At 62.8% G+C, this 13,160-nt stretch carries 11 protein-coding genes, 2 tRNA genes and 1 rRNA gene; 2 read left to right on the top strand and 12 right to left on the bottom strand.

From position 1 onward, the window contains the following. Positions 1-103 precede the first annotated feature (103 nt). From E3227_RS06065 to pgm, 7 genes are all read right to left on the bottom strand, one after another. On the bottom strand, positions 104-613 hold the full coding sequence (locus E3227_RS06065; RefSeq protein ID WP_144317893.1) for a methylated-DNA--[protein]-cysteine S-methyltransferase: 510 nt from the start codon (positions 611-613) through the stop codon (positions 104-106). A gap of 834 nt (positions 614-1,447) precedes the next feature. Continuing rightward, on the bottom strand, positions 1,448-1,819 hold the full coding sequence (locus tag E3227_RS06060; protein ID WP_006839671.1) for a DUF4440 domain-containing protein: 372 nt from the start codon (positions 1,817-1,819) through the stop codon (positions 1,448-1,450). A gap of 69 nt (positions 1,820-1,888) precedes the next feature. Beyond that, a tRNA-Ala gene (locus E3227_RS06055) sits at positions 1,889-1,961 on the bottom strand. 30 nt (positions 1,962-1,991) lie between these two features. Then, a tRNA-Ala gene (locus tag E3227_RS06050) sits at positions 1,992-2,064 on the bottom strand. A gap of 93 nt (positions 2,065-2,157) precedes the next feature. Next, positions 2,158-2,904, bottom strand: a complete 747-nt coding sequence (locus tag E3227_RS06045) for a DsbA family protein (protein WP_006839670.1) — start codon at positions 2,902-2,904, stop codon at positions 2,158-2,160. A 50-nt stretch (positions 2,905-2,954) separates the two neighbouring features. Continuing rightward, positions 2,955-3,389 (bottom strand): MauE/DoxX family redox-associated membrane protein, encoded by a 435-nt coding sequence (locus E3227_RS06040; RefSeq protein ID WP_144318606.1) that lies wholly within the window; start codon positions 3,387-3,389, stop codon positions 2,955-2,957. A gap of 116 nt (positions 3,390-3,505) precedes the next feature. After that, on the bottom strand, positions 3,506-5,164 hold the full coding sequence (gene pgm, locus E3227_RS06035) for a phosphoglucomutase (alpha-D-glucose-1,6-bisphosphate-dependent) (RefSeq protein ID WP_144317892.1): 1,659 nt from the start codon (positions 5,162-5,164) through the stop codon (positions 3,506-3,508). Positions 5,165-5,267: 103 nt separating this feature from the next. On the opposite strand from pgm, the gene E3227_RS06030 reads away from it, so the two are divergent. Then, on the top strand, positions 5,268-5,603 hold the full coding sequence (locus E3227_RS06030) for a CrcB family protein (protein WP_144317891.1): 336 nt from the start codon (positions 5,268-5,270) through the stop codon (positions 5,601-5,603). After that, positions 5,555-5,971, top strand: a complete 417-nt coding sequence (locus E3227_RS06025) for a fluoride efflux transporter FluC (RefSeq protein ID WP_144317890.1) — start codon at positions 5,555-5,557, stop codon at positions 5,969-5,971. The genes E3227_RS06030 and E3227_RS06025 overlap by 49 nt, the downstream gene beginning before the upstream one ends. On the opposite strand, the gene E3227_RS06020 is transcribed toward E3227_RS06025, so the two are convergent. The 5 genes from E3227_RS06020 to rrf all read right to left on the bottom strand — a co-directional run bounded on the left by E3227_RS06020 (position 5,968) and on the right by rrf (position 13,093). Then, positions 5,968-7,626 (bottom strand): hypothetical protein, encoded by a 1,659-nt coding sequence (locus tag E3227_RS06020; RefSeq protein WP_144317889.1) that lies wholly within the window; start codon positions 7,624-7,626, stop codon positions 5,968-5,970. The genes E3227_RS06025 and E3227_RS06020 overlap by 4 nt on opposite strands. Before the next feature lie 123 nt (positions 7,627-7,749). Beyond that, positions 7,750-8,286, bottom strand: coding sequence for a DUF3558 family protein (locus E3227_RS06015; protein WP_170228641.1), 537 nt, complete (start codon positions 8,284-8,286; stop codon positions 7,750-7,752). 214 nt (positions 8,287-8,500) lie between these two features. Further along, on the bottom strand, positions 8,501-11,044 hold the full coding sequence (locus E3227_RS06010) for an ABC transporter permease (protein WP_246062631.1): 2,544 nt from the start codon (positions 11,042-11,044) through the stop codon (positions 8,501-8,503). 12 nt (positions 11,045-11,056) lie between these two features. Continuing rightward, positions 11,057-11,830, bottom strand: coding sequence for an ABC transporter ATP-binding protein (locus E3227_RS06005; RefSeq protein WP_144317886.1), 774 nt, complete (start codon positions 11,828-11,830; stop codon positions 11,057-11,059). Positions 11,831-12,975: 1,145 nt separating this feature from the next. After that, a 5S ribosomal RNA gene (gene rrf / locus E3227_RS06000) occupies positions 12,976-13,093 on the bottom strand. Between the last annotated feature and the right edge of the window lie 67 nt (positions 13,094-13,160).

Below are 13,160 nucleotides of genomic sequence, written 5' to 3'. Positions count from 1 at the left end.
TCGCGCCACCGTACCTCACCTCCCGCCGTTGCTTCAGGTGAAGACCGGAAGGGAAAGAATGCGTCCAAAACCGACTAAACGGCGCATTCTTGCCCGTCCGCTCTTAGCCTGAAGTAGGTGCATTACCTGACTCCAGCTCAAGCAGGTACTGCTTGATCTCCAAGCCGCCTCGATAACCGCCGAGGGAGCCGTCGCTGCGCAGCACCCGGTGACACGGTACGACGATCGGCAGCGGGTTGGTGGCGCAGCCGCTGCCGACCGCGCGCACGGCCGTGGGGCTTCCCACACGCTGCGCGAGCTGGCCGTAGGTCTGAGTCTCGCCGTAGGCGATACCTGTCAATGCACGCTGTACCTGGGCTCGAAACCCCGTGCTCAGGCGCCAGTCGAGCGGTAGGTTGAATTCCCTGCGCTGGCCTGCAAAATACTCGGCGAGCTGCTTTTCTGCCTGTCCGAGCGGACCTGGCTCAAGCTGCTCGCCGGTGCGGTCCGAGATGTTGCGGCGCACGTCATCGAGGTCCTCGCACTCAAACGCGATGCGCACCACACCTTCGGGGGACCCGACGAGCAACAGCTCACCGATCGGGCTGTCGATGGTGGTCCAGGAAAGTGGCATGCCCCCTAGTGTAGCGGTGCACCCGGGGGCGAAAATGAATTCGGACAGACGAGAAAGCGCCCCGGCACGGTTCTTCAGGCAGGGCGCTAAGGTTAATAGATCAGTGCGACGCTTAGAACCTCAGACTTTTCAGGCGAAGGTAACTCGACGGCTTCATCGAACGGAGGCACGATTTCGAGACCGGAAGGTCAGTCGTTATCGATGAACAGCAGAACCAAGATGTTGTCGTCAGTGTAGGCATTGAGGATGATGCGATTCCCGCACTCGACGGGTGCACCTTTGTAGGCGAAATCGACTGACGGACACAAGCCACACCCGCAGCCCCGAAATACCGTAAGGCCATCGAGGCAAGAGCACCACCGTTGACGGTCAACGCGGGTCACCGAGCGCGCATCGTCGTTGTCGTGACGGATCATCGCTGCACACACGGCACGCTCTGCTGCCGTCAATGCCCTTTGCTCTGAAACCCTCAATCCTGAATCCCAGCAGTAATGGTGTCGTCGACCCCTACAACACCGTTTAAGGAGGCCGCATGAACCGGTCCCAATCGGGCTCGCGCCGGTCCTGAGATCGTCAGGTTACCTGTTTTATCGAAAGGCAGATACTCCACTCGTGTGGGCTTGACCTTTTGTCCCCATCATTGAACATGACCTCACGTGAGGCGCAAGCCCCCATCATCAATACTTTGGATGGCACTCAAGATTCGGTTGTGGGTGTTTTTGCATGATCGCACAACGTTGAAAAGCCCGTGGAACCGAAGGGTCAGAAGGTTTCCATTTTCGAATCACCAAGCTCAATCACTTCGTGGGCCCCACAGTAGGTGGGCGGCGCAATTCAGTGGGTGATTGTCGTCTGCTGGTAGAGCGCGAGCCGGGGCTTACCGTCCACCAGCGCGTAGGTGCTGCTCATTATCGCCTCAAATGGCTCCTGACCACCGCGACTCGCCATGGCGTTGTAGACAATGGTGGCCGCCCCGTCTCCAACTGCAACTATCCGGGCATCTGTGATCTCGTAGGTGTCCCAACTCGGAGCCTCGTTAAGGGAGAGGATGACGGCTTCGCGGTCCAACACGAACCCGTTCACCAGGACCATAAGTCCATCTACCGTCATAAGCTCCCCGTAAAAGTCGGCCCCCGAGCTATTACAGAGTGAATCCCATCCTGCTCTCTCGAGGTGCAAAAGGGAATCCAGAGACAACTGATCCATGGCCAGAAACTTTAAAGCAGTGCGTAGCCTTCGGCAACAGTGCACGAAGCGCAGCAACGCTCAAAATTGTGGAGCTAAGGGGATTCGAACCCCTGACCCCCACACTGCCAGTGTGGTGCGCTACCAGCTGCGCCATAGCCCCATGGTGAAAAACGTATGTGGTTGTATGAAGTGGAGCTAAGGGGATTCGAACCCCTGACCCCCACACTGCCAGTGTGGTGCGCTACCAGCTGCGCCATAGCCCCAAGTTGCACTTGTGACCCGCGGGCGTTACCTGCGGACAACTCCGCTCAATATACACCCGGGCGCGAAGTGCAACCAAATCCCCTGTAATCGGGTTACGCGGTGGCCGCGTCGACCCAGTTGGTGATCTCCTGGCCCTCGACGAGGTCCTTGTCGTCGCGCATGACGCGCGGCGTGTAGGCGGTGCCGGTCTTTTCGTTCTGGTAGTTCAGGTTGGCCTCGCCCATCGCGGTGGCCTGCTCCTCGAACGCGCCGTCGCGGATGGCCTGGACGGCTTCGTCAGAGGCGCCAAACTCCTTGGCGCGGTCGGCGAAATCGTCCTTGTCCAGCTTGTTGAACACGCTCTGCTGGTTCTCAAAAAGCATTGCGCGCAGGTTCCACAGCGCCTCGGCCTCACCGTTGGCGGCCAAGGCGAGCTCAGCGGCCAAGGCGTGGGTGGAGTGGCCCGGGCTGTACTGCCCGCCCTGGGAGTCGAGAATGGTCATCGGGCGGACGTTGACCTCAAGTTCGCCGGCCTGGATCTTCTCCAGGGCATCGCCGTCGGTCGTCGTTGCCAAGTCGGCGCAGTAGGAGCAGGAGAAATCCTCGAACAGATCGACCGACTTGGCGCCTTCGCCGCCCTCGGCGGCCGAGAGGGTGAAGTAGGGGTCACCCTCCGTGTAGCTGACCTCGAGGTTCTCCACGGGGACCATTTGTTCGGCGATCGCCTGGCTGCGCTGGGAGCGCCCGTTGAAGACGATCAGCCCAATCACCAGAGCTGCGATGGCGACGACGGCGACGAGAGCCCAGATGAAGGCGGCGCCGCCCTTGTCGTTGGGGTTTTGAACTTTACGCGTGGTCATGGTTTAAACACCTTCGCTTTGATGACTCGTACACAAACTTCCCCTTTAGTTTAGGGGTAGATCGCCCATTTCTTAAACGGGCGGTAGATCATGAACAACGTGATAGCGATGTAGAACACGTCTCGGGCCATCGTCGCCAGGATGTTGGTGCCGGTTTCCGTCGGCTCCGGGTTAAAGCACCCGCAGTCGATGACCAGGCCCCGCGACCACGCCGAGCCCAATCCGATGATGAACAGGATCAACACCCCGATGGAGACCCATCCCGCCGGGCGTAGCGTGATGCCCAGCAACAGCAGCAACCCACCCGCCAACTCCATCGGGCCGATGAGGCGCGCCAGCAAGTCCGACCAGGCTGGGGTGAAAATCTCATACGCCTGGATGGTCTGAGTGACATCCATGTGCGCACCGATCTTGGACCACCCAGCGGAGATCCAGATGTAGGCCATAAAGAACCGCGCTGCGGCAGAGAGGATGTCGAGCACCATCTCGCGGGTGCCTCCAGGCGCTTGAGACACCTGCGCTTCGTGGGCATCGTACGTCGTTATCACCCCTAGCACCTTAGCCGAGACCCCTGACAGGTCATACCCCGGTAAACTGTGAGCTACTGCCCAAGTACCTCGGAAACTAATGCTTGGGCCTCCTCTTGTACCTTTGCGAGGTGCTCGTCGCCCTTAAAGCTTTCGGCGTAGATCTTGTACTTGTCCTCGGTTCCCGACGGTCGCGCGGCGAACCACGCGCTTTCCGTGGTCACCTTGAGCCCGCCGATGGCGGCGCCGTTGCCGGGGGCGTCGGTAAGCTTCGCGGTGATCTCCTCCCCCGCGAGTTCGGTCGCGGTGACCTGCTCCGGGGAGAGCTTCTTTAGGGTGGCTTTCTGCTCGCGGTTGGCGGGGGCGTCGATACGCGCGTAGGCGGGCTCGCCGAATTTCCCGGCCAGCACGCGGTAGCGCTGCGACGGCGTGTCCCCGGTTACGGCGGTGATCTCGGCTGCGAGCAGGTCCATGATCAGACCGTCCTTGTCGGTCGACCACACGGTTCCGTCGTGGCGCAGGAACGAAGCGCCCGCGGATTCCTCGCCGCCGAAGCCGATGGTGCCGTCGATAAGCCCAGGCACGAACCATTTGAACCCGACGGGAACCTCGACGAGCTCACGGCCCAGCGAGGACACGACGCGATCGATCATGGATGACGACACCAGCGTTTTGCCCACCGCGGTGCGCTCGCCCCAGCAAGGGCGGTGCGAATACAGGTACTCAATCGCCACCGCCAGGTAGTGGTTCGGGTTCATCAGCCCGGCATCGGGGGTGACAATGCCGTGGCGGTCCGCGTCCGCGTCGTTGCCCGTCGCGATGTCGAACTTGTCGCGGCTGGCCACCAGCGACGCCATTGCGTCCGGGCTGGAGCAGTCCATGCGGATCTTGCCGTCCGTGTCCAGCGTCATGAACCGCCAGGTGGCGTCGACAAGCGGGTTGACCACGGTGAGGGTGAGCTTGTGGGTCTCGGCGATGGCTTGCCAGTAGTGCACGCTGGCCCCGCCCATCGGGTCCGCGCCGATTCTCAGCCCGCTTGAGCGGATCGCGTCGATGTCGACCACGTTCGCCAGGTCAGCGACGTAGGAGCCCATAAAATCGAACTTTCCGGCCCGCTCATCGAGCACGCCGCTTATCGACGCCCTTTCCACGCCCCGCAAGCCATCCCCGATGTAGGAATTGGCCCGCGCCGCGATCCAATCCGTCGCATCGGTGTCCGCCGGCCCGCCGTTGGGCGGGTTGTACTTGAAACCACCGTCGCGCGGCGGGTTGTGCGAGGGCGTGATCACGATGCCGTCGGCACGCTTCGGGTCCGTGCCGGTCACGCCGCCGCTGAGCGCGGCGTTGTGTCGCAGGATCGCGTGCGAGACCGCGGGGGTCGGGGTGTAGGCGCCGGCGGCGTCGACAAGCACCTCGATGCCGCCGGCGATGAGCACCTCGAGGGCCGAAATCATGGCTGGCTCGCTCAACGCGTGGGTGTCGCGCCCGATGTAGATCGGTCCGCCGATGTTGTTGTCGCGGCGGTAATCCACGATCGCCTGCGTAATCGCCCAGATGTGCTGCTGGTTAAACGCGTTGTCCAGTGACGACCCGCGGTGCCCGGACGTGCCGAACGCAACCTGCTGGTCGGGATTGTCCGGGTCAATCTCGCGGGTGTAGTACGCAGAGACGACCTCGGCGATGTCAATCAGGTCGCTCGGCTGGGCGGGCTGACCCGCGCGTTCGTGTGTCATGTCGGAAATGCTCCTTCGCGTCGATAGGTAACGCCATCAATCATTCCCGCACCCGCCGGTTTTCGCCACGGATCCGCGGCTGCGAGGGGTAAGGTGAGCGTTCGTGAAAGAAGCCCTCATCGTCGGTGCCGGTGCCACGCTCGGCGCGCTGACCAGGTGGGCAATCACCCTCGCGCTCCCCGTCGTACTCCCCGTGCCGCTCGACGGCATCCACCTGGTCAACGTCCTCGGCTGTCTGGCCATGGGCTTCTTCGCTCCCGGCAAGTTCTGGGGGACCGGCTTCTTAGGCGGCTTCACGACGTTCTCCGGCGTCGCCATCGCCGCCGCGCTCAGCTCGCCCCTGGGTGCGATCGCCCTGCTCGCGGTCTACTTCGTGGTCTGCGTCGGGGCATGGCTGCTTGGCGACGCCCTGCGCACCCGCACCAGGGGCACCGCATAATCTCCCTGGCCATCATCTTCGTATTGATGCCCGCCGGGGCCGTCACCGTCGGCGCTTTCCTCGGCGGGCTCGCCCGCTGGGGGCTCAGCCGCATCCCCGGGGGGCTGACGGGAACGCTGCTGGCCAACCTGTTCGCCTCTATCGTGATCGGGCTCTCACTCGGTCTGGAACCCCGGTGGCAGGTGTTTCTCGGTGTCGGATTCGCCGGGGCGCTGTCGACGTGGTCCACGCTTGCGAAAGAGCTCGGGCAGCTTGTCAAGGAGCAGGCCTGGCGACGGGCCGGGGTGTACGCCGTGGCAACCGCGGTTCTGGGTGCTGGCGGCGCGTACCTCGGCTACCTGACATCGGGTGTGGGCCTCGCGTCCTAGATTGTGTGTCGTGGGGTGCGGACGTCGTCGCCGATAACGTCGGGCAGTACTGCGGGGGCATCACCGAGCAGGGCGCGGAGGTTGCCGTTGCGTTCCACCGCGCTGGTTACCGCCCGCACGCGACGCTTACGCGACCCACCATTAGCACCGTGCCCACCCGGACCGATCGGTCCACCAAATGCTGTCGCGTGATTGATGGTTTGAGCTGCGTTTGCAGTCGATGCGGCGCCATAACCGGTCGTGGCGACTGGGGTGTTCGGGGCATATCCGGCGAGCGGAGTAGCTGCGGTCAAAGGCGTGCTCGCGCCGCGGCCAACGAGTCCGACCACGGAACCCGCACCCGCGCCCGCAGCTGAACCCACACCATGCCTGCCACCAACACCCCGGTGCGCACCCGAATGACCAGCTGTACGACCCGGAACAGCACTGAGACCACCACGCGGGCTCAGGGCCGGGGTCAACCCAACCGCCGGCGCACCATAACCCCCGGAAGCAGTCGCACCGGGTGAAATTTGCGGTGCCGACGCCAACTGCGCCGACGGGGTTAGCTGCGGCACAGTTGCCACAGAGGCGGCCTGTGTGACAGGACTCACCGGTGACACCCCACCGAGTGCAGCCACATCTCCTCCCGGCACAGCGGCAATAACTTCTTGCGGGGTGCTCGCGTACGCCATATCACCAAACCCGTTAGCCACCATCGCGTCCTGAACAACCCGCGGCAAGACAATGCGCTCAAACGACGGCGCAGCGGGAACCTTAATCGCCTCCGGCGAAAACGGCGTCACCGGCATCGCATCCAACGCTGGCAGCAACTGGTTAAACGACGGCACCGTCGGCATCAGGCCCGTGTTCAACCGCGGAGGAAACGCCGCCATATACGCCTGCTCCAGCACCGGTTTCGCCTCTACCGGCGCCGCCAACCACGACGCGTACGCGGCAGCCGCTGTCGCTTTCTCCGACGACGCCACCGCCGCCAGATTCCCGGCATGAACCCCCATCGCCGACGCATGCGCCGCGAACTGGCCCCCCGCCCACTGAATCCGACGCACCCGGTCAATAGCCTTTTCCACCCACGCAGTCTCCGCCGACGACACCAAGGACGCCACCACCGCATCCAACCGGGACACCACCTCAGATACATTCGCAGCCGTCGACTGCCAAGCCTGAGCCTCGGAAACCGCCAACGCCGGATCCGTGAGCTGAAACTGGCCATGCAACACCGGCAACGACGCAACAAACCCCGCCACCGGCCGCCCGAACACAAACGGGTTCGTCGATGGGTTCTCCACCTGCGCCATCTTCATATCCACATCAACCGCCGACGCCGGCGCACCTAACACACCCGACAGACCAATACTGCCGACCATCTGCGAAAACGCCCCGTCAGCACCAATTACGCTATCCAAATTCGCCTCAAGCAACACCGCCGCATCCAGCACATGAGCAGCCAACGCCTTCAACGCCTCCGGCCGACTCACCGACGACACACGCCCATGCGACACACCCGACTCGTCAAGACCCGACACGGGAGAAAAGCCGGTGAGGTCTGGTCGTTTAGCGAGGAGAGTCTCCTTGCTTGCCAAAGCCCCAATTTGCTTCAGCATGATTACCGCGTGCTCGACTGCGCCTTGTTCGAAGATCATACGACCGATCATGTCCCCCCACCTCGTAAAATAGCCAGCTCGTTCATTGAGACGAGCGACAAATTTGTGACAATGCAAATACTAGGTATTACTGCTAACAACCACCCCACTCCCGCTGCACAACATAGTGAGCATCTAAAGATTGTTGGCTACGAAAAGACGATTAAGCAGCTCCCCCGCTTCCTCGCATAGAGTGTCAGCATCTGTACCGCTCTTTAAAGTGCCGATGCTTACCGAAAAGGTTCCTCTGTCGGTCTCAACCGCCACGTCACACATATCGTCGCTTCCATCAGTTGAACCGTAAGCAAAAGATTCGGGTGGTTCAGAAATGGGTGAACCCAATTCTGGCGAAGAAGCTAAGATTATGTTCTTATCTGCGGCATTGGTAACCAAAAGGATCGTTTTATACGGGTCATTGGTTTCGACCGAGCAACCCTTCACAAACTGAACTGTTGTGGTTCCCGGTTGCACGTCGCTCTTGACAAGTCCCGCCGCCGCAAACTCCGCATCGGAGATTTCCGTGCACGGATTGAAGAGGTTGTGCTTTACCTCCTCGGGGTTAAACGGCCCGATGATCAGGTCGCCACTGTCAAAATGAAACGCAGCAGGCCCCGCCGAATCAGACTCCGACACCACCGGCTCTGAAACACTTGTCTCCCCCGAAACAGTCACATCCGCCGTCGCCGAACACCCCGAGATTAAAACAACCCCAAACAGGACTACAACCACACCACACCGACGCACCGACAAACCCCCACATTGTCGCGAAGCCAAAAAACACAACTAATTCTGCCTGCCCCAACCACCGTCAGCAACAGCACAACCACGATTACCGACTCCGCCACGGCGGAGTGCGACACTCTCCGGGCCCTACAAGGGGCCACCGCTAATCCGCGATAGCGTCCAGCGGCGGCGTCTTCGCCGCCCGGTGCCCCGGCCATAGCGCAGCGAGGATGCCGACCACAACCGTGCCGCCGAGCATGGTGCCGATAAGTGCCCACGGCACGACAATGTCCTCGAGGCCCTGTCCGGAGAGCACGGTGAGGAAGGCCCATCCAAGCCCAAGGCCCATGAGGATTCCGAGCAGCGCACCGAAGACTGCCATCTGGACGGATTCGAGAATGATCATCGTCCTGATTTGCCCGCGCCGGCTTCCGACGGCACGCAGCATGCCAATCTCTTGGCGACGCTCAATAACCGACAGCGTCAGCGTGTTCACGATGCCCAGGACCGCGATGATCACCGCAAGCGACAACAGCGCATAGAGGATGAACAGCATTTGGTCGATCAGGCCCGTGACCTGCCCGGCCATTTCCTCCGTCGAGCGCACCTGCACGATGATGTCGGGCCGAACCTCTTCCTCGAGGTTGGCGCGCAGCTGCTCGGGATCGACCGTGCCGTCGCCGTTGACCCCGACCATGTTGATACTGAGGGCCTCGGCGGGCACCACCTTTTGCGCGGTCTCGTAGCCAATCGCCGGTGCCCTGACCGTGTTCGATTCTGCGAAGATGCCGCCGATCGTCACCTCCACGGAAGCCGGTGTCAGACCCGGGGCGGTAAGCGTGACCTTGTCGCCGAGGTTCCATCCGCGCTCCGTCGCCCACGGCTCAGGGGCGATGATGGTGTCCCCCTCGACCGAGGAGGTGCCCTGGAGCATCTCAAGCTTCATCAGCTTTGTGGGGTCGCCGGAAAACACCGGCGACGCGCCGTAAGGCCCGAACTGGTAACCAAATTCACCGTTAATGGCGATCGGCGCCTCCGAGTACGCGACCACGTCGCCCACCCCGTCGACGTCGTCAAGCCTGCTCGGCAGGTCCGGCGGAATGGGGAAGGAGCCGTTTTGCGGCCCGGTGAGCACGTAGTCCGCGGTGATTTCGTTCTCGGTGACGTCCGCGATGGATTGTTTCATGGTCGCACCCAACATGCCGATCACAGTGACCAGCGCGATGCCCAGCATGAGCGCAAAGGCGGTCGCCGAGGTGCGGCGCGGGTTGCGCCGCGTGTTGGTGGAGGCAAGCCGACCCATCGCCCCGAACGGGGCACCGATGAGGCGCCCGAGCGGCGGCACAATGGGCAGCGAGAATGCCGGTCCCGCGAGGAACAGCCCCGCGATAACACCCACCGCGGCAACTCCGACGAGGATCGCGCGATTCGCGGTCGTCCCGTCCTCCCACAGAACGCCCGCCGCCGCGGCAATAATCGCCGCAACGATCAGGACTGTGCCGATAATCGTGCGGATCTTCAGCGGCTGGGGCGACGACGACTCGCTCGCCCGCATCGCCTCCACCGGCTGCACCTGGCCCGCGCGTCGCGCTGGTGCCCAGGCGGAGATCATGGTGACGATGACGCCGACGACGACCGGAACGACCACAGCGCGCGTCGATAAGCCAAGCCCTCCTTCGGGCAGGGGCATGTCGTTGGCGCCCATCACTGCCTTGATGATGGCGACCAAGCCGACACCTGCGACGACGCCGAGGAACGAGCCGAGCAGGCCGACGATGAACGCTTCGATCGTGACGGAGCGCGTGATTTGGCGTCGCGACGCCCCCAGCGCGCGCAGCAGCGCGAACTCTTTCGTGCGCTGCGCAACGATCATGGAGAAAGTATTCGCAATCAGGAACGTGCCCACGAGCAGGCCAACCAGGCCGAACGCGATGAGGAAGTAGCTGACAAAGCTTAAGGCGTCGCGGATCTGCTTCGTGGCTTCCTCCGCCAGCACTTCGCCGGTGTCGATTTTCAGCTCGGGGTGGGCGTTGCGCAGATCGTCGACAAGCTGCTGCGCCGTGGTGCCATCCACCGCGGACAGCGAAACGCTGGGCACGGAAGTGCCGTCAGTGTAGAACTGGCTGTAGGTTTCGGGGCTGACCTGGAAGGCGAGGGAGGAGCTGGGGGTCATGTCGTCGTCGTAAAGCCCGACAATGCGGTACGTTTCGCGCCCCATTGTGTCGACGACAGTGAGTTCCTGATCGAGCGCGATGCCGTACTTCTCGGCGGCGTTGCTATTGACGATCGCCTCGCCCAGCGCCGTCGGCTCCCGGCCCTCAGCGATGCTCGGCGCCTGCCCGGCCGCCTCCGCCGGCGGGTAGTAAATGCCGGCCGTCGACGTGCCCTGGCCGGTCTGGATGGGGTTGTTGTCGGTCGTCGCCGCGACCACCGTCTGGCTCGCCTCAACATTAAGCTTGTCGACGCCCGGACCACCACGCAGCTCATCCACCACGTCGTTCGGGATGGCCTGCATCTCCTCCCCCGGGGCGGCGACCGCGTCGACGCCCTCGAACTGGGAGCTGACCGCGCTGTCGAAGGTGTTGCCCAGCATGTTCGTGAACATGAGCGACCCGGCGATGAACGCCGTGCCGAGGACGACCGCGAGCACCGTCAGAGCGAGGCGGAGCTTGTGCGCGACAATGTTGCGCAGCGAAACCCGAGTCATAGCGGATCGCATCTAGCCCTCAATCCCCGACATGACCTGCAGAATGGACTCCATCGTCGGCTTCCACAGCTCATCGACGATCTGGCCGTCGCGAAGGAAGATAACCCGATCGGCGTAGGAGGCCGCGCGCGCGTCGTGGGTGACAATAACGACGGTCTGGCCGTCCTCATCCACCGCCGTGCGCAGGATCTGGAGAACTTCGCGCGAGGAGTTCGAGTCAAGGTTTCCGGTCGGCTCGTCGCCGAAGATGATTTCCGGCCGGCTCACCAACGCGCGCGCACACGCGACGCGCTGCTGCTGACCACCCGAGAGCTCGCTCGGGCGGTGCGACAGGCGCTCCGCAAGGCCAAGCCGCGTAGTGATCTCATCGAACCAAGCCTTGTCCACCTCGCAACCAGCGATGTCCGACGGCAGCGTGATGTTTTCCGCGGCAGTCAACGTTGGCACCAGGTTGAACGACTGGAAGATGAAACCGAGGCGGTCACGACGCAAATCCGTCAGGTCGCGGTCGTTCAACCCCGACAACTGGGTGCTGCCGATGTACGCCGCCCCCGAGGTGAATGAATCAAGACCCGCCATGGTGTGCATCAGCGTCGACTTACCCGAGCCCGACGGGCCCATGATCGCGGTGAACTGCCCGCGCGCGAACTCGACCGTCACACCGGCGAGCGCCACGACCGCGGTATCACCCGAACCGTACTGCTTGGACAGCTCAACCGCTCGAGCCGCAGCCTCCGATCTTTCATCCTGCTGCCCGAGTCTGTCTTCCGCCCGATGTTTCGCCATAGCCTTGGACCCGCCTCACCTTGTGCCAAATATTTCTTCCGGTTCATGCTACGTGGGACAGCCCCACAACGTCGCAACCGGTACACATGTGGCCGTAGGTATCTCCGCTCCTCAAGCCGTTCGCGGGGATGGGAGCACTTGCTTATCGACGCTCAAACTCTGCCACGGCGAAGCCCGTGGGTGTCGAGGGGGGCCGGGCTCTGCCGATGCAGAGTTGCCTGCCGGGAACCCGCGGCGAGAATCCCGTGGGCGGGACCGGAGCGATGCGCGTGCCTGTGGACTCCCGGACTGGTGCTTCTCACTCTGCAGCAGCAGAGTTGGTGGAGCCCGCCGTGCTGGCTTTACCGCGCGAGCTCGATGGACCCGTTCCCAACTCTGCCGTGGCAGAGTCGGTGGAGCCCGCCAGTGGACTCAGCAAGGAGGGCCTCTCTGGATTTACTGGGCCGGCTAGCTTAGCGGCGGCTCGACTCTGCCGTGGCGGAGTCCGCGATCTGGCTAACTCCAACCGGCTGGACTCTGCCGTGGCGGAGTCCGCAATGCGGATTCAGCTAGGGAGGGCGCTCCTCGATTGATTGGGCCGGCCGGTTCACAGCCGCCTCGACTCTGCCGTGGCGGAGTTGGCGGAGTCCGCGATGCGGAGTGGCAGGGGGTGGAGCGCTCGTGGATCGAGCGATGCGTTGGTTCGAGCATCATCTCACTCTGCCGTGGCAGAGTCCGCAGTGTGGACGAGCCGAGAGCGAAGTATGTTGGCGCACAACGAAACGGCTTCGGGAAACGCCACCTAACTCTGCCGCTGCAGAGTTGTGAATACTTCGTGCTCGCTTTACTGAGCCGGCTCGATGAATTTGTTCCCGACTCTGCCGTGGCGCAGTCCGCAATGCGGACCATAGCGCCATCCTGACTCTGTGGTGGCGGAGTCGGTGGAGTCCGCCATGCGGACTAGCCGTGAGAAACACCCTAAAGGCGTGCTGGGTCGGCCGGGTCAAAGGCGGCACGACTCTGCGGTGGCGTAGTTTGCTGGAGGAACCAATCAGGCAACCCATGTGTAGTGGGCAAAAGCAGAACGCACCCCCCGACTCTGCAGATCACCTGGTGTGGGTGGCCCTGCTTGGTTGGGGGGTGCGATTGTTGTTGTTAAGTTGTTGGGTCGGCGGTAACTTACTCTCCCACCCCCTCCCGGGGGCAGTACCATCAGCGCGGGCGGGCTTAGCTTCCGGGTTCGGAATGGGTCCGGGCGTTTCCCCGCCGCCATCAACCACCGACACAATCGTGGGGTACACATATTTTATTGCTGTTGTGACACTGCCACCGTGCTGTTAACGGTGGTGGG

Origin of the sequence: Corynebacterium sanguinis, assembly GCF_007641235.1 — a bacterium.
GTDB lineage: Bacteria > Actinomycetota > Actinomycetes > Mycobacteriales > Mycobacteriaceae > Corynebacterium > Corynebacterium sanguinis.
Note: the sequence above shows the minus strand (reverse complement) of the source record. Positions and strands in the feature narration are given on the sequence as shown.

Bases quoted from the DNA above. Each gene is read 5' to 3' on its own strand.
- E3227_RS06020 (WP_144317889.1), bottom strand. From the start codon at position 7,626: ATGATCGGTCGTATGATCTTCGAACAAGGCGCAGTCGAGCACGCGGTA.
- E3227_RS06025 (WP_144317890.1), top strand. From the start codon at position 5,555: ATGGCTGCTTGGCGACGCCCTGCGCACCCGCACCAGGGGCACCGCATA.
- E3227_RS06065 (WP_144317893.1), bottom strand. From the start codon at position 613: ATGCCACTTTCCTGGACCACCATCGACAGCCCGATCGGTGAGCTGTTG.
- E3227_RS06040 (WP_144318606.1), bottom strand. From the start codon at position 3,389: ATGGTGCTCGACATCCTCTCTGCCGCAGCGCGGTTCTTTATGGCCTAC.
- E3227_RS06060 (WP_006839671.1), bottom strand. From the start codon at position 1,819: ATGGATCAGTTGTCTCTGGATTCCCTTTTGCACCTCGAGAGAGCAGGA.
- E3227_RS06010 (WP_246062631.1), bottom strand. From the start codon at position 11,044: ATGACTCGGGTTTCGCTGCGCAACATTGTCGCGCACAAGCTCCGCCTC.
- pgm (WP_144317892.1), bottom strand. From the start codon at position 5,164: ATGACACACGAACGCGCGGGTCAGCCCGCCCAGCCGAGCGACCTGATT.
- E3227_RS06045 (WP_006839670.1), bottom strand. From the start codon at position 2,904: ATGACCACGCGTAAAGTTCAAAACCCCAACGACAAGGGCGGCGCCGCC.
- E3227_RS06005 (WP_144317886.1), bottom strand. From the start codon at position 11,830: ATGGCGAAACATCGGGCGGAAGACAGACTCGGGCAGCAGGATGAAAGA.